This is a genomic window from Streptomyces sp. NPDC026417 (genome assembly GCF_055567695.1).
The window spans coordinates 217,333-239,732 of sequence record NZ_JBVHPY010000012.1; the positions used below are offsets into that span (position 1 = coordinate 217,333).

At 72.8% G+C, this 22,400-nt stretch carries 19 protein-coding genes and 1 pseudogene; 8 read left to right on the forward strand and 12 right to left on the reverse strand.

Annotated elements, in window-relative coordinates:
- Positions 1-29: 29 nt before the first annotated feature.
- Complete coding sequence (locus tag ACZ4NT_RS20765) at positions 30-647, reverse strand: TetR/AcrR family transcriptional regulator (protein ID WP_121407448.1); 618 nt, start codon at positions 645-647, stop codon at positions 30-32.
- A gap of 119 nt (positions 648-766) precedes the next feature.
- Here ACZ4NT_RS20765 and ACZ4NT_RS20770 point away from each other — a divergent pair, with 119 nt between their 5' ends.
- On the forward strand, positions 767-2,257 hold the full coding sequence (locus ACZ4NT_RS20770) for a cytochrome P450 (protein WP_467726793.1): 1,491 nt from the start codon (positions 767-769) through the stop codon (positions 2,255-2,257).
- Here the strand turns inward: ACZ4NT_RS20770 and ACZ4NT_RS20775 are convergent.
- Entirely contained in the window at positions 2,219-3,061 is an 843-nt protein-coding gene (locus ACZ4NT_RS20775; RefSeq protein ID WP_467726795.1) for a pentapeptide repeat-containing protein, read from the reverse strand. The genes ACZ4NT_RS20770 and ACZ4NT_RS20775 overlap by 39 nt on opposite strands.
- A 594-nt stretch (positions 3,062-3,655) precedes the next feature.
- On the opposite strand from ACZ4NT_RS20775, the gene ACZ4NT_RS20780 reads away from it, so the two are divergent.
- Positions 3,656-4,549, forward strand: a complete 894-nt coding sequence (locus tag ACZ4NT_RS20780; RefSeq protein ID WP_467726797.1) for an SDR family oxidoreductase — start codon at positions 3,656-3,658, stop codon at positions 4,547-4,549.
- 65 nt (positions 4,550-4,614) lie between these two features.
- Here the strand turns inward: ACZ4NT_RS20780 and ACZ4NT_RS20785 are convergent, their stop codons facing one another.
- The 9 genes from ACZ4NT_RS20785 to ACZ4NT_RS20825 all read right to left on the reverse strand — a co-directional run bounded on the left by ACZ4NT_RS20785 (position 4,615) and on the right by ACZ4NT_RS20825 (position 13,565).
- Entirely contained in the window at positions 4,615-5,448 is an 834-nt protein-coding gene (locus ACZ4NT_RS20785) for an enoyl-CoA hydratase/isomerase family protein (RefSeq protein WP_467726799.1), read from the reverse strand.
- Between the two features lie 95 nt (positions 5,449-5,543).
- Positions 5,544-5,759 carry a hypothetical protein gene (locus ACZ4NT_RS20790; RefSeq protein ID WP_121407445.1) on the reverse strand — a complete coding sequence of 72 codons (216 nt, stop codon included), beginning with the start codon at positions 5,757-5,759 and terminating at the stop codon, positions 5,544-5,546.
- 78 nt (positions 5,760-5,837) lie between these two features.
- Entirely contained in the window at positions 5,838-7,139 is a 1,302-nt protein-coding gene (locus ACZ4NT_RS20795) for an alpha/beta fold hydrolase (RefSeq protein ID WP_121407604.1), read from the reverse strand.
- A gap of 136 nt (positions 7,140-7,275) precedes the next feature.
- Positions 7,276-8,301, reverse strand: a complete 1,026-nt coding sequence (locus ACZ4NT_RS20800; protein ID WP_121407444.1) for a LacI family DNA-binding transcriptional regulator — start codon at positions 8,299-8,301, stop codon at positions 7,276-7,278.
- A 260-nt stretch (positions 8,302-8,561) separates the two neighbouring features.
- Positions 8,562-8,882: an L-rhamnose mutarotase gene (locus ACZ4NT_RS20805; RefSeq protein ID WP_467726846.1), complete on the reverse strand. Its 321-nt coding sequence runs from the start codon at positions 8,880-8,882 to the stop codon at positions 8,562-8,564.
- A gap of 17 nt (positions 8,883-8,899) precedes the next feature.
- Entirely contained in the window at positions 8,900-9,982 is a 1,083-nt protein-coding gene (rhaS, locus tag ACZ4NT_RS20810) for a rhamnose ABC transporter substrate-binding protein (RefSeq protein ID WP_467726802.1), read from the reverse strand.
- A 37-nt stretch (positions 9,983-10,019) separates the two neighbouring features.
- The gene (locus ACZ4NT_RS20815) at positions 10,020-11,018 is read right to left on the reverse strand and encodes an ABC transporter permease (protein ID WP_121407441.1); all 999 of its coding nucleotides are present in this window, start codon (positions 11,016-11,018) and stop codon (positions 10,020-10,022) included.
- Positions 11,011-12,051 carry an ABC transporter permease gene (locus tag ACZ4NT_RS20820; protein WP_121407440.1) on the reverse strand — a complete coding sequence of 347 codons (1,041 nt, stop codon included), beginning with the start codon at positions 12,049-12,051 and terminating at the stop codon, positions 11,011-11,013. Before ACZ4NT_RS20820 ends, ACZ4NT_RS20815 begins: the two co-directional genes overlap by 8 nt.
- On the reverse strand, positions 12,048-13,565 hold the full coding sequence (locus ACZ4NT_RS20825) for a sugar ABC transporter ATP-binding protein (protein WP_467726805.1): 1,518 nt from the start codon (positions 13,563-13,565) through the stop codon (positions 12,048-12,050). Before ACZ4NT_RS20825 ends, ACZ4NT_RS20820 begins: the two co-directional genes overlap by 4 nt.
- A gap of 272 nt (positions 13,566-13,837) precedes the next feature.
- Here ACZ4NT_RS20825 and rhaI point away from each other — a divergent pair, with 272 nt between their 5' ends.
- The 6 genes from rhaI (at position 13,838) to ACZ4NT_RS20855 (ending at position 22,108) form a co-directional block, all read left to right on the forward strand.
- Positions 13,838-14,998 (forward strand): L-rhamnose isomerase, encoded by a 1,161-nt coding sequence (gene rhaI / locus ACZ4NT_RS20830; RefSeq protein ID WP_467726807.1) that lies wholly within the window; start codon positions 13,838-13,840, stop codon positions 14,996-14,998.
- Between the two features lie 656 nt (positions 14,999-15,654).
- The gene (locus tag ACZ4NT_RS20835; protein WP_467726809.1) at positions 15,655-17,694 is read left to right on the forward strand and encodes a bifunctional aldolase/short-chain dehydrogenase; all 2,040 of its coding nucleotides are present in this window, start codon (positions 15,655-15,657) and stop codon (positions 17,692-17,694) included.
- Between the two features lie 5 nt (positions 17,695-17,699).
- On the forward strand, positions 17,700-19,136 hold the full coding sequence (locus tag ACZ4NT_RS20840; protein ID WP_467726848.1) for a rhamnulokinase: 1,437 nt from the start codon (positions 17,700-17,702) through the stop codon (positions 19,134-19,136).
- A 100-nt stretch (positions 19,137-19,236) separates the two neighbouring features.
- Positions 19,237-19,992 carry a (Fe-S)-binding protein gene (locus ACZ4NT_RS20845; protein ID WP_467726811.1) on the forward strand — a complete coding sequence of 252 codons (756 nt, stop codon included), beginning with the start codon at positions 19,237-19,239 and terminating at the stop codon, positions 19,990-19,992.
- The gene (locus tag ACZ4NT_RS20850) at positions 19,989-21,464 is read left to right on the forward strand and encodes a LutB/LldF family L-lactate oxidation iron-sulfur protein (RefSeq protein ID WP_467726813.1); all 1,476 of its coding nucleotides are present in this window, start codon (positions 19,989-19,991) and stop codon (positions 21,462-21,464) included. Before ACZ4NT_RS20845 ends, ACZ4NT_RS20850 begins: the two co-directional genes overlap by 4 nt.
- A complete protein-coding gene (locus tag ACZ4NT_RS20855; RefSeq protein ID WP_121407434.1) occupies positions 21,461-22,108 on the forward strand; it encodes a LutC/YkgG family protein in 648 nt (215 codons plus the stop codon). The genes ACZ4NT_RS20850 and ACZ4NT_RS20855 overlap by 4 nt, the downstream gene beginning before the upstream one ends.
- Before the next feature lie 34 nt (positions 22,109-22,142).
- On the opposite strand, the pseudogene ACZ4NT_RS20860 reads toward ACZ4NT_RS20855, so the two are convergent.
- A pseudogene (locus ACZ4NT_RS20860) lies at positions 22,143-22,328 on the reverse strand (alpha-L-rhamnosidase C-terminal domain-containing protein); the annotation flags it as partial.
- Positions 22,329-22,400: the final 72 nt, after the last annotated feature.

The following is a 22,400-nucleotide window of genomic DNA, read 5'->3' on the forward strand; positions in this document are numbered from 1 at the left end:
GATCGGGCGACCCCTCCCGGGGGGGGCGTTCAGGCGGCGATCGCGCCCAGCAGCGCCCGGGCGCACAGCTCCCGGACCTGCTCCCGCGACACCTGCGCCTCCCGGAGCCACTCCAGGCAGACGGCGGTGGTGAAGGCCAGCCACCCGCGCACGGCGATCCGCAGCTCAGGACGGCCCTCCGGATCCCAGCCCAGTTCCGGGTCCGCCGCGAGCGCTTCGAGAATCTGCTGCTCCTGGGCGGCGAGCGCCCGCTGGTAGACCTTCCGCACGGCCTGGTCGCCCGCGGCGTCGGCTCGATGAAAGGCACGGAAGCCGTGCGCGTGTTCCTCGACGTAGCCGAGGAACGTGTCGAGGCCGGCCGCGAGTTGCTCGCGCACCGGAACGCCGGGCACCGCGGCGGTCATCCGCAGCATGCGCCCGCTCTCCCGCTCGACGACGGCCGCGAAGAAGTCCCGCTTCGTCGGGAAGTAGTGGTAGAGCAGCCCGCGCGAGACGCCGGCGATCTCGGCGACCTGCTCGATCCAGACGTCGTCGTAGGGGCTCTCCGAGAACAGGCGCGCCCCGACCGACAGCAGCTGCTCCCGGCGCTCCTCGGTGCTGAGCCGTCGACGCGTGCGCTCCGTCCGCTCCCCCTGCTTCCCGGCCATGCCCGCACTTTACTTGACGCCGGTTCAACAACGGGACCACACTGGGATGCGCTATTGAACCCACGTACAACAGGGCGCGGGCGGGCTCAACCCACCGCAGGCACAAGGGAGATGGCGCGATGGCGCAGACGACGGGGGCGGCGCTGCCCAAGGGGTTCCGCAGCGCCGAGCTGGGCTGGCCGGAGCTGCACCGGATACCGCGCCCGCCGCTCCGGATCCCGCTGATCGGCGACGTGATCGGCGCCAACGTCCGTACGCCCGTGCAGGACTCGCTGCGCTTCGGGCGCCGGCTCGGGCCCGTCTTCCGGCGCAAGGCCTTCGGCAACGAGATCGTCTTCGTCGGAGGTGCCCGGCCGGCCGCCGAACTGGCCGACGAGTCGCGGTTCGCCAAGCACGTGGGCCTCGGCGTCGCCAACCTCCGCCCGGTGGCGGGCGACGGGCTGTTCACGGCGTACAACCACGAACCCAACTGGCAGCTCGCGCACGACGTACTGGCGCCGGGCTTCAGCCGGGAGGCCATGGAGGGTTACCACCCGATGATGCTGGCCGTGACGGAGCGGCTGGTGGACCGCTGGGACCGGGCCCGGGAAGCCGGGCACGCCGTGGACGTCCCCGGCGACATGACCAAGCTGACGCTGGAGACGATCTCCCGCACCGGCTTCGGTCACGACTTCGGTTCCTTCGATCGCTCCCGCCCCCACCCCTTCGTGGACGCAATGGTGGGCACGCTGAGCCATGCGCAGCGCCGCAACGTCGTCCCCGCGCCCCTGGCGCCCGTCCTGCTGCGGCGCGCGAGCCGCCGCAACGAGGCCGACATGGCCTACCTGAACCGCACGGTCGACGCGGTCGTGGCGGCCCGCCGCACCACGAGCGGCGACGGCGACCTGCTGGACCGGATGCTGGAGACGTCCCACCCGGTTACCGGCGAGCGGCTGGCGCCGGAGAATGTCCGCCGGCAGGTGATCACCTTCCTGATCGCGGGTCACGAGACCACCTCGGGCGCGCTCTCCTTCGCCCTGCACTACCTCTCCCTCCACCCGGACGTCGCCGCCCGCGCCCGGGCGGAGGTGGACCGCGTGTGGGGCGACACCGCCCGGCCCGCCTACGACCAGGTGGCCAGGCTGCGGTACGTGCGCCGGGTCCTCGACGAGGCGTTGCGGCTGTGGCCGACGGCGCCCGCCTTCGCACGCGAGGCCCGCGAGGACACCGTGCTCGGCGGTGTCCACCCGATGCGAAAGGGCGCGTGGGCCCTGGTCCTGACGGCGATGATGCACCGCGACCCCGAGGTGTGGGGTGAAAACGCCGAACGGTTCGACCCGGACCGCTTCGACGCCAAGGCCGTACGCGCCCGGCCCGCGCACACCTTCAAGCCGTTCGGCACCGGGGCACGGGCCTGCATCGGCCGCCAGTTCGCCCTGCACGAGGCGACGCTGGTGCTGGGGCTGCTGCTGCGCCGCTACGAGCTGCTGCCCGCACCGGGGTACCGGCTGCGGGTGGCCGAGCGGCTCACGCTGATGCCGGACGGGCTGCGGCTGCGCCTGGGCCGCCGGACGCCCGTAGCGCCGGCGCCGTCAGCGGACCGCCGCCCAGTGGCCGGGGCGGGTGACTGACGCCGGCAGCCTGGTGCCGGCGCTGCCCCTGGCCGCGTTCAGCTGGGGCTGGGTGAGGAAGAAGGCGCCGGTCAGATCGGCGTCGGTGAGGTCGGCGTCCCGCAGGTCGGCGCCGATCAGGTCCGCTCCCCGCAGGTCGGCACCGGTGAGATCGGCGGCGATCAGGTAGGCGCCGCGCAGCGAGGCCCCCGCCAGGTCGGCGCCCCTGAGGCGGGCGCCCATCAGGTCGGCGCCGCGCCGGTCCTTCCGCCTGCCCCGCGCACCCGCGCGCACGAGGTCGCTCGTCCGCAGCAGCAGCTCGTTGACCTGCTGCCGGTGCACGCCCACGTCCAGCCGGCCGAGCTCCTCGGGGCCGAGCCCCGTGAGCCGCTCGGTCTCGTCGAGCAGGCGGCGCAGGTCGGCGTGGACCGGACGGGCGGCCGGCAGCGAGAGCGCCTCGTTCAGATACCAGAGCAGTTCGTGGAGCTGGCGTACCACCGGGAACACGTCGAACATCCGCCGGGCACGCTCGGGCGGTCCCGAGCGCCAGTCCCGGCCGCCGAAGGTGACCTGCGAGACCTGCTGGCCGGCGCCGAAGCAGTCGTAGACCGTGCAGCCCGTGAATCCCGCCGGCCGCAGGCGGGTGTGGATGCCGCACCGGAAGTCGGTCTCCAGGTTCGGGCAGGGGGTCCCGGCCTTCTTGTCGATCGCGAAGTCCGCCGAGCGGGAGAAGGGCAGCGCGACACAGCACAGACCGAAGCACCGGGCGCAGTCCGCCCGCAGTTCCCGGCGCACGTCCTCGTTCGTCCCGCTCTCTTCGCGCATGCCCGCAACCCTACTGACCTGCGGGCCCGCACCTCGACCGGGGCTCGTGGCGGGATGCCCGGCAGCATGCGCCGGACGTCGGCCGCCAACGCGCTGCCGCCGTCCCACCGCGCGCAACGCCGTCGCCGGTGTCCACACGGGCCGCCGGGGCTGGGCGCCACGCTCCCGCCAATCCCCCGACCGCACCGACCCGCACCGCCGTCGCCAGTGTCCGCGCGGCCCGCCCGGACGTGGCCGCCGCACTCCCACCCGGCCCCCGGCCCGCACCGGCCCGCACCTCGACCGGGGCTCGTGGCGGGATGCCCGGCAGCGTGCGCCGGACGTCGGCCGCCAACGCGCTGCGGCCGTCCCACCGCGCGCAACGCCGTCACCGGTGTCCACACGGGCCGCCGGGGCTGGGCGCCACGCTCCCGCCAATCCCCCGACCGCACCGACCCGCACCGCCGTCGCCGGTGTCCGCGCGGCCCGCCCGGCGTTGGCCGCCGCGCTCCCACCCGGCCGGCGTCACCGCAGCCGGTGTCCGCAACCCGAGCGCGGGCGGCGGTTGGCGCGCGGCTCTGGAGGTCTGTGGACGCAGGGGGTATGCAGGCGGTCGTGTCCACTTCCGAGGACGACCCCGCCTCCCGTCTGCCCGGGCTCCCGGCCCCGCCCCCGTCCGGCGCCCACGCGCTGCCACCGGGTACGTACGACGGCTCGCTCGTCCTGGTCACCGGGGGCGGGACGGGGCTCGGGCGGGCGATCGCGGCCGAGTTCGCCCGGCTCGGCGCGGATCTGGTGATCGTCAGCCGCGGCGCCGGTCATCTGCGGGCCGCCCGGGAGGAGCTGGCCGCGCTCGGCGGACGGGTGACGACGGCCGAGTGCGACGTGCGGGACCCGGCGGGCATCTCCGAGGTCCTGGACGCCTGCGGACCGCCCGACGTCCTGGTGAACAACGCGGCGGCCAACTTCCCGGTCCCGGCCGAGGACATGTCGCCCAACGCCTGGCGGTCGGTCGTCGACATCACGCTCACCGGCACGTTCCTGATGTCGCGCGAGTTCGCGCGGCGGCACCTGGCCGCGGGCACACCCGGCTCGATCATCGACGTCGGAGCGTCGTACGCCTGGACGGGCGGGCCCGGGTTCGCGCACAGCGCGGCCGCCAAGGCGGGCGTACGGAACCTGGTGGAGACGCTTGCGGTGGAATGGGGTCCGTACGGCATCCAGGTCAACGGGCTCGTGCCCGGGCTGATGCCGCACGAGGACATGACCGCCGACGTGCGCGGCGCCCTCGGCCGGGCCGACGGCCTGGACGCCCGGCAGCCCGCCCTGCGCGTCGGGGCACCACGCGAACTCGGGTGGGCCGCGACGTTCCTGGCGTCGCCCTACGCACGGTTCATCACCGGCCACACCCTGGTCGTGGACGGCGCGAACTGGCAGCGCCGGGGCCTGGTCGGCGCACCGGTCGTGCCGCTGCGGGACCAGCTGGGCCTGGGCCCCTTCACCGGGTGACGGCCGGCGCCGCCGTCCCCGCCCGGCGCGGTGCGTCGCCCCTTGTCCCTGCCGGGAGGTGCGGGTCAGCGGCCCTCGAAGCGGGGTGGGCACCGGGCCTGCCTCGCGGTGTAGCCCTCGCGGACGTCGTCGGAGGTCAGCGTGAGCGCGGCCGACATGGCCGTCCGGTCGAGGGCCGCGGCGAGTCCGGCGTCGGCGTACGCGTCGATGTCGCGCTTCACGGCCTGGACGGCGAGCGGCGCGTTGGCCGCGATCTCGGCCGCGACCTCGCGGGCGGCCCCGTCGAGTTCGGCCACGCCGACCACGCGCTGCACGAGGTGCAGCCGCTCGGCCGTGACCGCGTCGATCCGCCGTCCGGTCAGGGCGAGGAACTTGGCCCACCCCGCGCCCGCCTCCCGGGCGACCCGCAGATCACCGCCCGCGTCGACCGCGACCCCGAGCTGCGTCTCAGGGAGCGCGAACACGGCGTCGGACGCCGCGACCCGGACGTCCGCCATCAGGGCCAGCTCGAAGCCGAAGCCCAGGCAGTAGCCCTGGACGGCGGCGACGACGGGCTGCGGCAACCGGGCGAAGGCGTCGAAGCACCCGTGGGCCCAGCGGATGCCCTCGTAGTAGTTGCGCGTGCGCTGCGCACCGGAGGCGCCGGTGATCGCTCCACCGGGCGCCGTCACGTCGATGCCCGCGCAGAAGGCACGCCCCTCGGCCCGCACCAGGACGGCCCGGACGGAGTCGTCGAAGCGGATCCGGTCGGCGCACAGGCCGAGCTGGCGGGTGGCCTCCCAGCTCCAGGCGTTCAGCCTGTCCGGGCGGCAGAGCGTGAGCAGTCCGATCCCGTCCTCGACATCCAGCCGCAGCCGCTCCTCGCCCGGTGGGACGTCCGTGCGCGTGGTGTCGATCATCCGCTCCCCCTCCACCGGTTCCTGACGATCCGTCAGGGCAGGCTAAGGGGTCCGGCCGGCCTTCTGAAGACCCGCCGGCCGGGAGGTGGCCGCCGTCATGCCGCTGCGTAGTGGTGTGCGTCGGCGCCGCGCCATTTCACCCACGCGGGATCGTCGAGCAGATCCTCGGCGTCGGGCAGACCGGCGCGTCCGAGGAACTCGACGACGTCCTCGTCGGAGAAGGCGAGGCCGAGGATCTCACCGCGTGCGGTCACCCGGCGACCGCCGGTGCCGTTCGGCGGATGCACGACTACAGGAGCCCGTCCGGACATGTCTCCAGGATGGTCCCGGACGCCGGGCCGCGCATCCGGACGGGCGGCCCGGCGGCAGGCCGGGCCGCTGTCCGCGGCTCAGGCCTCGTCGCGGGCCAGGGCCAGCAACCGGTCCAGCACCCGGGGCCCGCCCGCGCGCACCCCGTCGTGCTCGAACTCGTCCGTGACCCAGGTACGCAGTCCCCGGACGGCTCGCGCCGTGCGCAGGGAGTGGCCGGTGTCGACGTACATGTCGTCGTGGTAGACGGCCGCGGCGACGGGCACCTCGTTCGCGGCGAGGCGGGCCGGGTCGTAGAGGGGCTTCCAGTCCCGGCGGGCGGCCAGTTCCTCGGCGGTCTCGCGCAGCGGGCGCAGCGCGGGGTCGGTGTCGAACATCCAGGGGTGCACGGACTCGCCGGTGAACAGCAGGGGCGCGTCCTCCGTGAGCGCCTTCGCCGCGTCGAACCGGGGGAACTCGGCCCGCACCCGCTCCGCGGACCAGGCGGTGGGACGGCCGTCCTGGGCGTAGACCGCCTCGTGGACCAGCGCGTACAGGGGGTGGCCCGCATACGACAGGAGGCCTTGGACCTCCTCCTGGAACGCGTCGGACAGGGCCGGGCCCTGAGCGGTGCGGACGAAGGCGTGCTCCAGGAGGTAGTGCAGCCGGTGGCTGCCCTCGCCGCCGCCGAGCAGGATGCCGAGCGACTGGAAGGCCTCGACGGTGAGCCGGTAGCCGCCCGGCAGGACCGGCTCGTGGCGGATCAGGTACTCGGCGATCCGGCGGGCCCGCTCCACGTCCTGGGGATAGCGCGCGTAGTGGGCGGCGACCTTGCGCTCGATGCGCGGGTAGGCGGCCCGGTACACGTCGTCCGCGTGGGCGTCGAGGGAGGGCAGGCCGCCGGTGACGAGGGCGGCGCGCAGCCCCTCGGGCGCGGTGGACAGGTAGTTCACCGTGCAGAACCCGCCGAAGCTCTGGCCGAGCACGGTCCAGGGTTCGCCGCCGGTGAGGGCGGGCCGGATGGCCTCGCAGTCGCGGACGATGGAGTCCGCGCGGAAGTGCGTGAGGTAGTCGGCCTGCTCCCGGGGACCGCCGCGCAGCGGGAGCGTCTGCCGGTTGGCGGGTGTGGAGTGACCGGTGCCGCGCTGGTCGAGCAGGAGCACCCGGTACTCCTGCAGGGCGCGGCCCAGCCATGCCTGCCTGCCGACGAAGCGGTTGGCGCCGAAGCCGGGACCGCCCTGGAGGTAGACGAGCCAGGGAAGCCGCTGCTCCGCCCGGTCGCTCGCGACGACCTCGCGGGCGAAGAGCTCGATGCTCTCCCCGGTCGGACGGTCGTGGTCGAGCGGCACGGTGAAGTGCCGGTCGGTGAGGACGACACCGGGCTGACGATAACTGGTGGTCAACAGGGCTCCCGAGACGTACGGATTCCAGGCCGCGTCCCAGTTGAGCACATGTTCCGCGCGCGGCCGAGACCGGGGATCAAGAAACCGTTACTGACCGGCCGCTCAGTGCCGGGTTCGGCCGGAACCGGACGGACGATCAGCGCGCGGCGAGGCTGGAGCGCCGTACGACCAGTTCCGGCTGGAGGACGACCCGGCGGTGCTCGTGCGGGACGGGAGCGGTCTCCGCCTCGGTCTCCTCCAGCAGCAGTTCCGCCGCCAGGGCGCCCATCGTGACGGCGGGCTGCCGTACGGAGGTGAGGGGGACGGCGGCGGCGGCCGCGAACTCGATGTCGTCGTAGCCGACGATCGCGAGGTCGTCGGGGACGCCGACACCGGCCGCGAACATGGCCTGCAGGACGCCGAGGGCGAGCAGGTCGTTGGCGCAGAAGACGGCGGTCGGGCGCTCGGCGAGGCCGAGGAGGCGGGCGCCCGCGTCCCGGCCGGCCGCCACGTCGAGGCGCTCGGTGGGCAGCTCGCGCAGCAGCTCGGGGCCCAGACCGGCTTCGGCGAGCGCGTTGAGGGCGCCGGTACGGCGGTCCCTGACCTGGTTGAGGCCCGGTGGTCCGCTCACGTACGCGATGGAGCGGTGACCGGCGTCGACGAGGTGCCGTACGGCCAGGGCGCCGCCCGCCACGTCGTCGACCGACACCGAGCACTCCGTGGTGCCCTCGGCCACCCGGTCGACGAGCACGAACGGGATGCCGTGACGGCGGAAGGCCGCGATGTTGCGGCCGGTGGCGTCGGCGGGTGTCAGCAGTACCCCGCGGACCCGCTGCTCGGCGAAGAGCGACAGGTAGTCCGCCTCCTCGCCCGCGCTCTGCGCGCTGTTGCAGACCATGACACCGAGTCCGGCCTCCCGGGCGGCGCGCTCGGCGCCGCGAGCCACGTCCACGAAGAACGGGTTGCCCATGTCGAGGACGAGCAGGCCCATGATCCGGCTGCGCCCGGCCCGGAGCTGGCGGGCGGACTCGCTGCGGACATAGCCCAGCCGCTCTATCGCGGACTGGACGCGGGCCCGGGTCTCGGAGGCGACCGTGTCCGGGCGGTTGATGACGTTCGAGACCGTGCCCACGGAGACTCCGGCGGCGCGGGCGACGTCCTTGATACCCACCGACTGGGCCATCAGGCAGGGACCTCCAGAGCGACGAGAAGCGGCGGGCAGGGGCTCACATTACCCGCGAGCCCGGAGAAATCCGTGGTCATGAGGCGAGCCGGACGAGGACCCCGCCGAGGGGGGCCCGCCGCCCGTCCCGTGCCGAGGGCCGCCGTCGGCAGGGTGCGGCTTCTCATGTCCGGGGCTCCTGTGTCGGGGCGGGTGGGCAGGCGGGCGGGTGCGAGCGGATACGCCGGGCGGCCGCTCGTGGTGAGCGGCCGCCCGGCGGGTCAGGCGAGGTAGAACACCTCGGCGAGGGGCTTCATGGCCTCGTCGGGACGGGCGCCGTCCGGCGACTCGAAGAACGGCGCCATCTCCGCCTGCCAGCGGGCGTTGACGTCGGTGGCCTCCATGGCGGCCCGTGCGGCGGCGAAGTCCTCGGTCTCCAGGTAGCCGACGAGAAGGCCGTCCTCCCGCAGGAACAGCGAGTAGTTGTGCCAGCCGGTGGCCGAGAGCGCCTCGCGCATCTCGGGCCAGACGATGGCGTGCCGCTCGCGGTACTCGTCGAGGCGGTCCGCACGGACCTTCAGCAGAAAGCACACCCGCTGCATCAAGAACCCTCCGCCGGCTAGAAGTTGAACTGGTCGATGTTCTTCTTGTCGAAGACGGTCGGCTTGCCGAGGCTGATCACGCCGTCCTTGCCGATGGTGTACGAGCCCATGTCACCGGCCTTGAAGGTCTCGCCCTCCTTGCCGGTGATCTGACCCGAGGACAGCGCCACGGCCGTACGCGCGGCCAGCTCGCCGAGCTTCGCCGGGTCCCACAGCTCGAAGGCCTCGACCGTGCCGTTCTTGACGTACTTGCGCATGTCGTTGGGGGTGCCGAGGCCGGTCAGCTTGACCTTGCCCTTGTACTTGGAGCCGGACAGGTACTGGGCGGCGGCCTTGATGCCGACGGTGGTCGGGGAGATGATGCCGGCCAGCTTCGGGTGCTCCTGGAGCAGGCCCTGGGTCTGCTGGAAGGACTGCTGGGCGTCGTCGTTGCCGTACGCGACCTTCACCAGCTTGATGTTCTTGTACTTGGGGTCCTTCAGCTCGTCCTTCATGAAGTCGATCCAGAGGTTCTGGTTCGTCGCGGTCTGCGCGGCGGACAGGATCGCGATCTCGCCCTGGTAGCCGATCTGTTCGGCGAGCAGCTGCACCTCGGTGCGGCCGAGGTCCTCGGCACTGGCCTGGGAGACGAAGGCGTTGCGGCAGTCGGCCTTGGTGTCGGAGTCGTAGGTGACCACCTTGATCCTGTTCTTCATGGCCTGCTTGAGCGCCGTGCACAGGGCGCCCGGGTCCTGGGCGGACACGGCCATCGCGTCGACCTGCTGCTGGGTGAGGGTGTTGACGTAGGACACCTGGCCGGAGGTGTCGGTGGCGCTGCTCGGGCCGACCTCCTTGTAGCTGGAGCCCAGCTCCTCCAGCGCCTTCTCGCCGCCCTTGTCGGCGGAGGTGAAGTAGGGGTTGTTGACCTGCTTGGGCAGGAAGCCGACCGTCAGGCCCTTCTTGGTGGCGGCGTTGGGGTCGGCCTTGCCGGCCGGGGCGGCGGCCCCGCTGTCGTTCTTGACGTCGTCCTTGGTGGTGCCGCCGCAGGCGGTGGCGGCCAGCGCCAGGGAGGTGACGGCGGCAAGGGCCGCACAGGTACGGCGGGTCGATGACTTGCGCATGGCGGAGGTCCTTTGCGGAAGGGACGAGAGGGACGGGTTACGAGGCCGCGGTCGGAGTGGAGGCGGCTCTGCGCCCCGCCCTCGCGACGGAGATCTGCCGTGCGACCCGGGGGCCGAGCACGGAGAGGACGAGCAGCACGCCGGTGACGACGATCTGCGACTGGGCGGAGACGTCCTGGAGGCTCATCACGTTCTGCAGTGCGCCGAGCAGGAAGACGCCGGCGATCGCGCCGCCGAGCGTGCCCTTGCCGCCGTCGAAGTCGATACCGCCGAGCAGTACGGCGGCGACGACGGAGAGTTCGAGGCCGGTGGCGTTGTCGTAGCGGGCGCTGGCGTAGTGCAGCGCCCAGAAGATGCCGGTGAGCGAGGCCATGAGCCCGGTGGCGACGAAGAGGAGCAGCTTGTGCCGGCGGACGCGGATGCCGGCGAAGCGCGCGGCCTCCTCGTTGGCGCCGACCGCGAAGAGCGAGCGTCCGAACGGGGTGGCGTGCAGCACGACCACGGCGATCGCGAGCAGCGCCAGGAAGGGCAGGAAGGCGTACGGGACGAAGGTGTCCCCGATGCGTCCGGCGGCGAAGTCCAGGTACTGGGTGGGGAAGTCGGTCACCGCGTCCGAGCCGAGCACGATCTGCGCGATGCCCCGGTAGGCGGCCAGGGTTCCGATGGTGACGGCGAGGGAGGGCAGTCCGAGCCGGGTCACCAGCAGGCCGTTGACCAGGCCGCAGGCCGCGCCCAGCAGCAGGCAGACCGGGATGATCGACTCGATCGACATGCCCTGGTTCCACAGGGCGCCCATCACCGCGCCGGACAGTCCGGCCGTCGACGCCACCGACAGGTCGATCTCGCCGGCGACCACGAGCAGGGTCATCGGCAGGGCGATCAGCGCGATGGGCAGGGTGTTGCCGATCAGGAACGACAGGTTGAGCGCGTTGCCGAACCCGTCGACGAAACCGAAGGAGAAGAGCAGGACGACGATGAGGAGGGCGCCGACGACCGTGTCCCAGCGGACGGCGCGCGCGAGGGGCGAGTCAGCCATGGCGGGCGTTCCTCTTCTTCAGGGCGGTGGCGACGCGCAGCGCGACGACCCGGTCGACCGCGATGGCGAGGATGAGCAGGATGCCGTTGATGGCGAGCACCCACACGGAGCTGACGCCGAGGGCGGGCAGCATGCTGTTGACAGAGGTGAGCAGCAGGGCGCCGAGCGCGGCCCCGTAGACGCTGCCGGAGCCGCCGGTGAAGACGACGCCGCCGACCACCACCGCGCTGACGACGGTGAGTTCGTAGCCGTTGCCGGTGCCGGAGTCCACGTTGCCGAACCGGGCCAGGTACAGCGCGCCCGCCAGTCCGGCGAGGCCCCCGCAGAAGGTGTACGCGGCCAGGATCCGCTTGCGGACGGGGATGCCGGCGAGCCGGGCGGCCTCGGGGTTGGAGCCGAGCGCGTACAGCTCGCGCCCGCTGCCGAAGTGCTTCAGGTAGTACGCCGTCGCCACCAGCACCGCCAAGGCGATCAGCGCGAGACAGGGCACCGCGGAGATGCCGCCGGAGCCGAAGTCGATGAATCCGTCCGGGAGGTTGGCGGCGGTGATCTGCCGGGATCCGACCCAGATGGAGTCGATGCCGCGGATGATGTAGAGCGTGCCGAGGGTGACGACGAGGGCGGGGACCTGGCCGAGGCTGACGAGCAGGCCGTTCACCAGTCCGCAGCCGATGCCCAGCAGGAGCGCCAGGAGGATCGCGACGACGGAGTCGCCGCCGCCCTGCAGATAGGTGCCGGCCGCGAAGGCGCTGATGCCGAGGGTGGAGCCGACCGACAGGTCGACGTTCCGGGTGATCACGACCAGGGACTGCCCGGTGGCGACGAGCACCAGGATCGTCGCGTTCAGCAGCAGGTCCTTGATGCCCTGTTCGGACAGGAACTCGCTGTTGCCCGTCTGGGTGACGGCGATCATCACCAGGAACACGGCCAGGATGGCGAGTTCGCGCATCTTGAAGACGCGGTCGACCAGCCGGGTGCCGCTCGACTTCGGCACCTCGGCGGCGGGCGCGGGGTTGGGTGCGGTCACCGTCATGCGGCGGCCCTCCCGGTGGCTGCGGCCATCACGGTTTCCTCGGTGGCTTCGGAGCGCGGGATCTCTGCGGTGAGCCGTCCCTCGTGCATCACGAGCACGCGGTCGGCCATGCCGAGGATCTCGGGCAGGTCGGACGAGATCATCAGGACGGCGACCCCGTCGGCGGCGAGCTGCGAGAGCAGCCGGCGCACCTCGGCCTTGGTGCCCACGTCGATGCCGCGGGTGGGCTCGTCGACGATGAGCACCTTGGGTCCGGTGGCGAGCCACTTGGCGAGGACGACCTTCTGCTGGTTGCCGCCCGACAGGGTGCCGACGGCGTCCGCGATCCGCGCGTACTTGACCTGGAGCCGCACGGCCCAGTCCAGCGACCGGCTGCGTTCGGCGCCCCGGTCCATCAGGCCTGCCCTGACCGTCGACCGCAGTCCGGTGAGGCCGATGTTGCGCTCGATCGACATGTCCATCACCAGCCCCTGCGCACGCCGGTCCTCGGGAACCAGGGCGAGGCCCGCGGCCATCGCGGTGGAGGGGGCGCCGTTCGCCAGCTCCCGGCCGTCGACCTCCACCTCGCCGGCGTCCCAGCGGTCGACGCCGAAGACGGCGCGGGCGACCTCGGTGCGTCCGGCTCCGACGAGCCCGGCGAGACCGACGATCTCGCCGCGGCGGACGTCGAAGGAGACATCGGTGAAGACACCCTCGCGGGTCAGCCGCCGTACGCTCAGGGCGACGTCGCCCGCGCGGACGTCCTGCTTGGGATAGAGCTCGTCGAGGTCGCGGCCGACCATGCGGCGCACCAGGTCGTCCTCGGTCATGCCGTCCAGCGGTTCGCTCGCGATCCGGGCGCCGTCGCGCAGGGTCGTGACCCGCGTGCAGATCCGGAAGATCTCCTCCAGGCGGTGGGAGATGAACAGCACCGCCGCGCCCTGCTCGCTCAGGGTGCGCACGACGCCGAAGAGGCGCGCCACCTCGCTGCCGGTGAGGGCGGCGGTCGGCTCGTCCATGATCAGGACGCGGGCGTCGAAGGAGAGCGCCTTGGCGATCTCGACGATCTGCTGGTCGGCGATGGAGAGGCCGCGGGCCGGGCGGTCGGGGTCGAGCTCGACCCCGAGGCGCTTCATGAGGGCCAGCGTCGCGGCGTGGGTGGCTCGGTGGTCGATGCGGCCGAGGCTGCGCCGGGGGCGGCGGCCCATGAAGATGTTCTCGGCGATCGACAGGTCGGGGAAGAGCGTGGGTTCCTGGTAGATCACGGCGATGCCCGCGTCGCGGGCGTCGGCGGGGCCGTGGAAGACGGTGGGTTCCCCGTCCAGCAGCACCTGACCGGCGTCCGGTCGGTGCACGCCGGCGAGCGTCTTGATGAGGGTCGACTTGCCCGCGCCGTTCTCCCCGGCGAGGGCGTGCACCTCGCCGGGGAAGAGTTCCAAGGACACGTCCCGCAGGGCGCGTACGGCGCCGAAGGACTTCGATATGTCCTTGAGCGCCAGCACGGGGGCCGGACCCGAGTCGGACCGGAGGGTCATGTGGGCTCCTCAACGACGCGGGCGGGGAGGCCTCACGACGTCGTGAAAGGTTTCAACTAGGTTGCCGGGACGTTAGGCAGGTAGCGCAGGTCACGTCAATGGGTGCGGGTCGAAATTTTCGATATCCAGAGGTCACGACCGAATGACGGAAAGCAGTACTGGCCGCAGGGGTTGACAGCCTTTCGGCCTGCTCCTAACTTCGACCTTCTGAATCGTTTCATATCAACGTCGTTCAGAACCGAAGTCGCACCCGAAGTCACAGGAGCCCTGAAGTGACCGAGCTCGCCGCGGTGAAAGCCGCACTCAAGACCCAGGCAGTAGAGACGCCGTCGTGGGCGTACGGGAACTCGGGAACCCGCTTCAAGGTGTTCGCGCAGCCCGGGGTGCCGCGCAACCCGCGCGAGAAGCTGGACGACGCCGCGAAGGTGCACGAGTTCACCGGTGCCGCGCCGACGGTGGCCCTGCACATCCCCTGGGACGAGGTCGACGACTACGCGGCCCTGGCGAAGCACGCCGAGGACCGCGGGGTGCGGCTCGGCGCGATCAACTCCAACACCTTCCAGGACGACGACTACAGGCTCGGCAGCATCTGCCATCCCGACGCCGCGGTGCGCCGCAAGGCCGTCGACCACCTGCTCGGCTGCGTCGACGTCATGGACGCGACGGGGTCCAAGGACCTGAAGCTGTGGTTCGCGGACGGCACGAACTATCCCGGCCAGGACGACATCCGCGAGCGTCAGGACCGGCTCGCCGAGGGTCTGGCCGAGGTCTGCGCCCGCCTCGGGGACGACCAGCGGATGCTGCTGGAGTACAAGTTCTTCGAGCCCGCCTTCTACGCCACGGACGTCCCCGACTGGGGCACCGCCTACGCGCACTGCCTCAAGCTCGGCCCCAAGGCGCAGGTCGTCGTCGACACCGGGCACCACGCGCCGGGCACCAACATCGAGTTCATCGTGGCCACGCTGCTGCGCGAGGGGAAGCTCGGCGGGTTCGACTTCAACTCCCGCTTCTACGCGGACGACGACCTGATGGTGGGTGCGGCCGACCCCTTCCAGCTCTTCCGGATCATGTACGAGGTGATCCGGGGCGGCGGTTTCGCGCCCGAGGTCGCCTTCATGCTCGACCAGTGCCACAACATCGAGGCCAAGATCCCGGCGATCATCCGCTCCGTGATGAACGTCCAGGAGGCCACGGCGAAGGCCCTGCTCGTCGACAGGTCCGCCCTCGACCATGCCCAGCGGTCGGGGCACGTGCTGGAGGCCAACGCGGTGATCATGGACGCGTACAACACGGACGTGCGGCCGCTGCTGGCCGAGGTCCGTGCGGAGCTCGGTCTGGATCCCGACCCTGTCGCCGCGTACAGGCGATCCGGGTGGCAGGAGCGGATCGCCGCGGAGCGGGTCGGGGGGCGGCAGGCGGGATGGGGGGCGTAGCCGCCCAACCCGGCTCGGGCCGGCCCCGGGGGGCCTTGTCGTCCCCGTCCCCGGGGGCCTCTGCCTCCTCCGGGTGGATGGTCGGCCTCCGGGCCGGTGGTCGGCTCCGGAACGGAGGTCCGTCCGGGGTCGGTCGGCGGCTCTGGGACGGAGGGCTGTTCCCGTCCCCGTACGGGGTGCGGCCGGTGGTGGGCCTCCGGTCGGGGTGGGCTGGTCGCGCAGTTCCCCGCGCCCCTGACGGGGCGCGGCCCGGCGCGCGCCAACCCGTCCGTCTCGGGCGGGGGCCGGCCCGGAAACCGCGGCCCGTCCGCCCCGACGGGCTCCGACCCGAGACCCCTATCCCTCCGTGCCTGACGGGCACGGCCCGGTACCGCTACGCCTCCGTCCCCGATGGGCTCCGGCCCGACACCGCGACTCCTCGGCCTCCGACCAGGTCCGGCCACGCCGCGACCCCTGCGTGCCTGACGGGGCCGGCCCGACACCGCCACCCCTCCGCCCCGACGGGGCCGGGCCGGCACCGCCGGCCGTCCGCCCCTGACGAAGCCGGTCCGGTGGGCGCAGCCCTTCGCCACTGGCGGGCCGGACGGCTCCCGGGCGCGTCGCTCGGCTTTCGTACGGCCCGCGCACTCCTCTCCCTCTCTCCTAAGGAACGGAACATGGCACCCCATCCCGAAGCCGCCGCTCTGCTGGCTCGGTCGCGTCGGCTCGGCGCCGACCCCCGCAACACGAACTACGCGGGCGGCAACACGTCCGCCAAGGGCAGCGAGACCGACCCCGTCACCGGCGGCGACGTCGAGCTGATGTGGGTCAAGGGGTCGGGCGGCGACCTCGGCACCCTCACCGAGTCCGGGCTCGCGGTGCTGCGCCTGGACCGGCTGCGCGCGCTGACCGGCGTGTACCCGGGGGTGGAGCGCGAGGACGAGATGGTCGCCGCGTTCGACTACTGCCTGCACGGCAAGGGGGGAGCGGCCCCGTCCATCGACACCGCGATGCACGGTCTCGTGGACGCGGCGCACGTCGACCATCTGCACCCCGACTCGGGCATCGCGCTCGCCTGCGCGGCCGACGGCGAGAAGCTCACGGCGGAGTGCTTCGGCGACCGTGTGGTGTGGGTGCCGTGGCGGCGTCCCGGCTTCCAGCTCGGTCTCGACATCGCGGCCGTCAAGGAGGCCAACCCGCAGGCCGTCGGCTGCGTCCTCGGCGGCCACGGCATCACCGCGTGGGGCGACACAGCGGAGGAGTGCGAGCGCAACTCCCTGCACATCATCCGCACCGCGGAGACGTTCCTCGCGGAGCGCGGAAAGGCCGAGCCGTTCGGCCCCGTCCTGGAGGGATACCGGGCACTGCCCGACGCCGAGCGCCGGGAACGCGCCGCGGCTCTCGCACCGTACGTCCGCGCCGTCGCCTCCGAGGACCGTCCCCAGGTCGGCCACTTCACCGACTCCGACGTCGTCCTGGACTTCCTGGCCGGCGCGGAGCACCCTCGCCTGGCCGCCCTCGGCACCTCCTGCCCCGACCACTTCCTGCGGACCAAGGTCAGGCCGCTCGTCCTCGACCTGCCGCCGTCGGCCCCCCTGGACGAGGCGGTCGCCCGCCTCCACGAGCTGCACGCCGGGTACCGGGAGGAGTACGCGGCCTACTACGCCCGGCACGCCGACGCCGACTCCCCCGCGATGCGCGGCGCGGACCCGGCGATCGTGCTGGTGCCCGGCGTCGGCATGTTCAGCTTCGGCAAGGACAAGCAGACCGCGCGGGTGGCCGGCGAGTTCTACGTCAACGCGATCAACGTGATGCGCGGGGCCGAGTCGGTCTCCTCCTACGCGCCGATCGAGGAGTCGGAGAAGTTCCGCATCGAGTACTGGGCGCTGGAGGAGGCCAAGCTCCGGCGGATGCCGAAGCCGAAGCCGCTCGCCGCCCGGGTGGCGCTCGTGACGGGCGCCGGCAGCGGCATCGGCAGGGCCATCGCCGAGCGGCTGGTCGCCGAGGGTGCCTGTGTGGTGGTCGCGGACCTGAACGCCGAGGGCGCCGCCGAGGTCGCCGAGCAGCTGGGCGGCCCCGACAGGGCCGTCGCCGTGGCCGTGGACGTGACCTCGGAGGAGCAGATCGCCGAGGCCTTCAGGACGGCGGTGCTCGCCTTCGGAGGAGTCGACCTCGTCGTCAACAACGCGGGCATCTCCATCTCCAAGCCGCTCCTGGAGACCACGGCCCGCGACTGGGACCTCCAGCACGACATCATGGCCCGCGGTTCCTTCCTGGTGTCCCGTGAGGCGGCCCGGGTGATGATCCGCCAGCGGCTGGGCGGCGACATCGTCTACATCGCCTCCAAGAACGCGGTCTTCGCCGGCCCGAACAACGTCGCCTACTCCGCCACCAAGGCCGACCAGGCCCATCAGGTCCGCCTGCTGGCCGCCGAGTTGGGCGAACACGGCATCCGGGTCAACGGCGTCAACCCCGACGGTGTCGTGCGCGGCTCCGGGATCTTCGCGGGCGGCTGGGGCGCGCAGCGCGCCGCCACGTACGGCATCGAGGAGGAGAAGCTCGGCGAGTTCTACGCCCAGCGGACCATCCTCAAGCGGGAGGTACTGCCGGAGCACGTCGCGAACGCGGTGTTCGCCCTCACCGGCGGCGACCTGACCCACACCACCGGTCTGCACGTCCCGGTCGACGCCGGCGTCGCCGCCGCCTTCCTGCGGTGACGGCCGTGCGCGCGTACGCCGCCGTCGACCTCGGCGCGTCCAGCGGGCGCGTCATGGTCGGCCGCGTGGGACCCGGCTCACTGGCGCTCACCGAGGCGCACCGCTTCCCCAACCGGCCGGTCCGGGTCCCGGAGGGCCTGCGCTGGGACGTCCTCGGCCTGTACGCGGGTGTCCTGGACGGCCTGCGGGCCGCGGGGCAGGTCGACTCCGTCGGCATCGACGGCTGGGCGGTGGACCACGGTCTGCTCGACGCGGACGGTGCGCTGCTCGGCAACCCGGTGCACTACCGCGACGCCCGCACCGAGGGCGTCGCGGAACAGGTGTGGGCGACCGTGCCCGCCGCCGAGCTCTACGCGGCGACCGGACTGCAGTACGCGCCCTTCAACACCCTGTACCAGCTGACGGCGGCTCGGTCGTCGGCCCAGTTCGCCCACGCCGCGCGGCTGTTGCTCATCCCCGATCTGCTGACCTACTGGCTCACCGGCGAGGCGGGCACGGAGCTGACGAACGCCTCGACCACCCAGCTGATCGACCCCCGCACCCGCGACTGGTCCCACCAGCTGGCGGAACGGCTCGGCATCGACCTGAAGCTCTTCGCTCCGCTGCGCCGCCCCGGCGACCCGGCGGGCGTGCTGCGGCCGCACGTCCTGGAGGAGACGGGGCTGACCGGCCCCGTCCCGGTGACCACCGTCGCCTCGCACGACACCGCCTCCGCGGTGGCGGCCGTCCCCGCGACGGGCGAGCGCTTCGCCTACATCTGCACCGGCACCTGGTCCCTGGCGGGCCTGGAGCTTCCGGCGCCGGTCCTCACCGAGGCGAGCCGCGCGGCCAACTTCACCAACGAACTGGGACTGGACGGCACGGTCCGCTACCTGCGGAACATCATGGGCCTGTGGCTGCTCCAGGAGTGCGTACGCGAATGGGGCGGCCCGGACCTGGCGGGACTGCTGCGGGAAGCGGCCGAGGTGCCGTCGCTGCGCTCCGTCGTCGACGCGGGCGACGCGGCGTTCCTCGCGCCGGGCCGGATGCCCGCCCGGATCGCGGAGGCGTGCCGGGACTCCGGCCAGCCCGTGCCCGGGTCGCGGGCGGAGATCACCCGCTGCATCCTCGACTCCCTCGCGCTCGCCCACCGGCGGGCCGTCACCGAGGCGCAGGCGCTCGCCGACCACCCGGTCGACGTGGTGCACATCGTCGGCGGCGGCACCCGCAACGCCCTGCTGTGCCGGCTCACCGCGGACGCCTGCGGCCTGCCGGTCGTGGCGGGGCCGTCCGAGGCGGCGGCCCTCGGCAACGTCCTCGTCCAGGCCCGCGCCCAGGGCCTGGTCGGCGACCTGGCGGCCATGCGCGAACTCCTCGTACGCACCCAGCCGTTGGTGCGGTACGAGCCCGGCGGCGACCCGGCGGCATGGCGCGCGGCGGAGAGCCGCCTCGCCGGCCGGTGAGAGACCCCTTCCGCTCCGCGCCCGCCGACCCACCCCCCATTACGCTGAGCGCGTGTGGGGGACCCAGCATCCATCCGACGACCGACCCCGAGGAGCCGCGATGCGTGTCGCCCTGTTCCTGACCTGTGTCAACGACACGCTCTATCCGGACACGGGGCGCGCCGTGGTGAAACTGCTGACCAGACTGGGCGTCGACGTCGACTTCCCGATGGCGCAGACGTGCTGCGGACAGGCCCACTACAACACCGGCTACCGTCACGGGGCCGAGCCGATGGCCCGGCACTTCTCCGACGTCTTCGGGGCGTACGAGGCGATCGTGACGCCCTCGGGGTCGTGCGGCGCGATGGTCCGCGAGCTGTACCCGCGGATGGGTGAGCGGGCACGGGCGGAGGGCCGCGGGGGAGGCCTCGCGGCGACCCTGGCCCCGGTGGTGCCGAAGACGTACGAACTCACCGAGTTCCTCGTCGACGTCCTCGGTGTGACCGACGTCGGCGCCTTCTACCCGCACACGGTGACGTACCACCCGACCTGCCACGGTCTGCGCAGCCTCGGCCTCGGCGACCGCCCGCGCCGCCTCCTGACGGCCGTGAAGGGACTCGAACTGCGCGAGCTGCCCGGGGCGGAGGAGTGCTGCGGCTTCGGCGGCACCTTCGCGGTGAAGAACGCCGACGTCTCCGCGGCCATGGGCGCGGACAAGGTGCGGCACGCCGCGTCGACGGGCGCGGAGGTGCTGTGCGCCGCCGACAACTCCTGCCTGATGCACATCGGCGGCACCATGACCCGGCTCGGGACGGCGATGCGTCCGGTGCACATCGCGGAGATCCTGGCGAGCACCGAAGAGGAGCCCCTGGTATGAGCGGGACCTTCGTCGGCATGCCGGCCTTCCCCCGGGCCGCGCACGAGGCCGTCAACAACCCCACCCTGCGCGGCAACCTGCGCCACGCCACCCACACGATCCGCGCCAAGCGTGCGCACGCGGTCGCCGAACTCGACGACTGGGCGGCCCTGCGCGAGGCGGGCAAGCAGATCAAGGACCACACGCTCCGTCATCTCGACCGATATCTGGTGCAGTTGGAGGCGGCGGTGACGGCGGCCGGCGGCACCGTGCACTGGGCCGTCGACGCCGACGAGGCCAACCGGATCGTCGCGGACCTGGTGAAGGCGACCGGCGAGAGCGAGGTCGTCAAGGTCAAGTCGATGGCCACCCAGGAGATCGGGCTGAACGAGGCGCTGGAGGCCGAGGGCATCCGCGCCTACGAGACCGATCTCGCCGAGCTGATCGTCCAGTTGGGCAAGGACCGCCCCTCGCACATCCTGGTCCCGGCCATCCACCGCAACCGCGGGGAGATCCGCGAGATCTTCGCCCGTGAGATGAGCGAGTGGGGCCGCCCGGCACCCGAGGGCCTCACCGACACGCCCGCCGAACTCGCCGAGGCCGCCCGCCTCCATCTGCGTGAGAAGTTCCTGCGGGCCAAGGTGGGCATCTCCGGCGCCAACTTCATGGTCGCCGAGACCGGCACCCTGGTGGTCGTGGAGTCCGAGGGCAACGGCCGGATGTGCCTCACCCTGCCCGAGACGCTGATCTCGGTCGTCGGCATCGAGAAGATCGTGCCGACCTGGCGGGACCTGGAGGTGTTCCTCCAGACCCTCCCCCGCTCCTCGACGGCCGAGCGCATGAACCCGTACACCTCGACGTGGACGGGCACCACGGACGCCGACGGCCCGCGCGCCTTCCACCTGGTCCTCCTCGACAACGGCCGTACCGACACGCTCGCCGACGAGGTCGGCCGGCAGGCCCTGCGCTGCATCCGCTGCTCCGCCTGCCTCAACGTCTGCCCGGTGTACGAGCGGGCCGGCGGCCACGCGTACGGCTCGGTGTACCCGGGCCCGATCGGCGCGATCCTCAGCCCTCAACTGCGCGGCACCGGGAGCGAGATCGACGCGTCACTGCCGTACGCCTCCTCGCTGTGCGGCGCCTGCTACGACGTCTGCCCGGTGGCGATCGACATCCCCGAGGTGCTGGTGCACCTGCGGGAACGGGTGGTCGAGGGCGGTGTGGTGACCCGCGAGGGCGCCAAGGTCGTCCTGAAGCCGGCGAAGGGGCACGCCGCGGAGCGGGCGGCCATGCGCGCGGCACGGTGGACCTTCGCCCACCCGGGCGCGCTGCGCACGGGCCAGCGGCTGGCCGCACGCACCCGCCGCCTCCATCCGCGGACGCTGCCCGGTCCCGGCCGGGCGTGGAGTGCCACCCGCGATCTGCCGGCGGTGCCCGCCGAACCGTTCCGCGACTGGTGGCAGCGCACGCACGGCGGAAAGGACACCACGTGAGCAGCAGGGACCTGATCCTGGGCCGGGTACGGCGCGCGATCGCCGACGTGCGTCCGGACGACACCCCCTACGAACGGGCCGTCGAACGGGGTTATCTGCGCGAACACGGCGGGCGGAGCGTCGCGGAGACGGTGGATCTGCTGGCCGAGAATCTGACGGACTACCGGGCACGCGTGCACCGCAGCGACCCGGAGGAACTTCCGTACCTGATCATGCGGTTGCTCGCCGAACGGGGCTCGCGGCAGGTCCTCGTGCCGCCGGGGCTGCCCCCCGCGTGGATGTCGGCCGCCGATCCGGTTCGGATCCACGACCGTGCCGTCGGCACCGCGCAGGAGCTGGACCGGGTCGACAGCGTCGTCACGGGCTGCGCGGTGGCGATCGCCGAGACGGGCACCATCGTGCTGGACGGCGGCCCGGACCAGGGACGCCGCCGGATCACCCTGGTCCCCGACCACCACATCTGCGTCGTAAGGGTGCCCGACCAGGTCGTCTCCTCCGTCCCGCAGGGCCTCGAACGCCTCGATCCGGCACGGCCGTTGACCTGGATCTCCGGCCCCTCGGCGACCAGTGACATCGAGCTCGACCGGGTCGAGGGGGTGCACGGTCCGCGCACCCTCGAGGTGGTGCTGGTGAGCGGGGAGTGACCACCCGGTGCGTCCGAGGGGCCCGCGCGGTGCGCCGCACGGGGATCTCCACGCGGTGGGTCATCGTCGTCCCGCCTACCGTCCACTCGCTGACGATCTCACCGTAGGGCGAGAGGTGCCGGGCGGCGCCCGGTTCGTCCGCGACGGCGTCCGGGCAAGCCGCCGGTGGTGGCGGGGCGGGAGGGGTGCGGGCCCCGGGGGCAGGTGGCGCTGGGTACACCCCCCGATACGGGTTCTGCGCCCCGTGTGGTCCGGGTCGCGTCTTCGTAGCGTCGTCTCCGGGGCACAGGGC

Excerpts from the sequence above, each read along its gene's own strand:
- ACZ4NT_RS20765 (WP_121407448.1), bottom strand. The coding sequence starts at position 647 with ATGGCCGGGAAGCAGGGGGAGCGGACGGAGCGCACGCGTCGACGGCTC.
- ACZ4NT_RS20770 (WP_467726793.1), top strand. The coding sequence starts at position 767 with ATGGCGCAGACGACGGGGGCGGCGCTGCCCAAGGGGTTCCGCAGCGCC.
- ACZ4NT_RS20775 (WP_467726795.1), bottom strand. The coding sequence starts at position 3,061 with ATGCGCGAAGAGAGCGGGACGAACGAGGACGTGCGCCGGGAACTGCGG.
- ACZ4NT_RS20785 (WP_467726799.1), bottom strand. The coding sequence starts at position 5,448 with ATGATCGACACCACGCGCACGGACGTCCCACCGGGCGAGGAGCGGCTG.
- ACZ4NT_RS20790 (WP_121407445.1), bottom strand. The coding sequence starts at position 5,759 with ATGTCCGGACGGGCTCCTGTAGTCGTGCATCCGCCGAACGGCACCGGC.
- ACZ4NT_RS20800 (WP_121407444.1), bottom strand. The coding sequence starts at position 8,301 with ATGGCCCAGTCGGTGGGTATCAAGGACGTCGCCCGCGCCGCCGGAGTC.
- ACZ4NT_RS20805 (WP_467726846.1), bottom strand. The coding sequence starts at position 8,882 with ATGCAGCGGGTGTGCTTTCTGCTGAAGGTCCGTGCGGACCGCCTCGAC.
- rhaS (WP_467726802.1), bottom strand. The coding sequence starts at position 9,982 with ATGCGCAAGTCATCGACCCGCCGTACCTGTGCGGCCCTTGCCGCCGTC.
- ACZ4NT_RS20815 (WP_121407441.1), bottom strand. The coding sequence starts at position 11,018 with ATGGCTGACTCGCCCCTCGCGCGCGCCGTCCGCTGGGACACGGTCGTC.
- ACZ4NT_RS20820 (WP_121407440.1), bottom strand. The coding sequence starts at position 12,051 with ATGACGGTGACCGCACCCAACCCCGCGCCCGCCGCCGAGGTGCCGAAG.
- ACZ4NT_RS20825 (WP_467726805.1), bottom strand. The coding sequence starts at position 13,565 with ATGACCCTCCGGTCCGACTCGGGTCCGGCCCCCGTGCTGGCGCTCAAG.
- ACZ4NT_RS20835 (WP_467726809.1), top strand. The coding sequence starts at position 15,655 with ATGGCACCCCATCCCGAAGCCGCCGCTCTGCTGGCTCGGTCGCGTCGG.
- ACZ4NT_RS20845 (WP_467726811.1), top strand. The coding sequence starts at position 19,237 with ATGCGTGTCGCCCTGTTCCTGACCTGTGTCAACGACACGCTCTATCCG.
- ACZ4NT_RS20850 (WP_467726813.1), top strand. The coding sequence starts at position 19,989 with ATGAGCGGGACCTTCGTCGGCATGCCGGCCTTCCCCCGGGCCGCGCAC.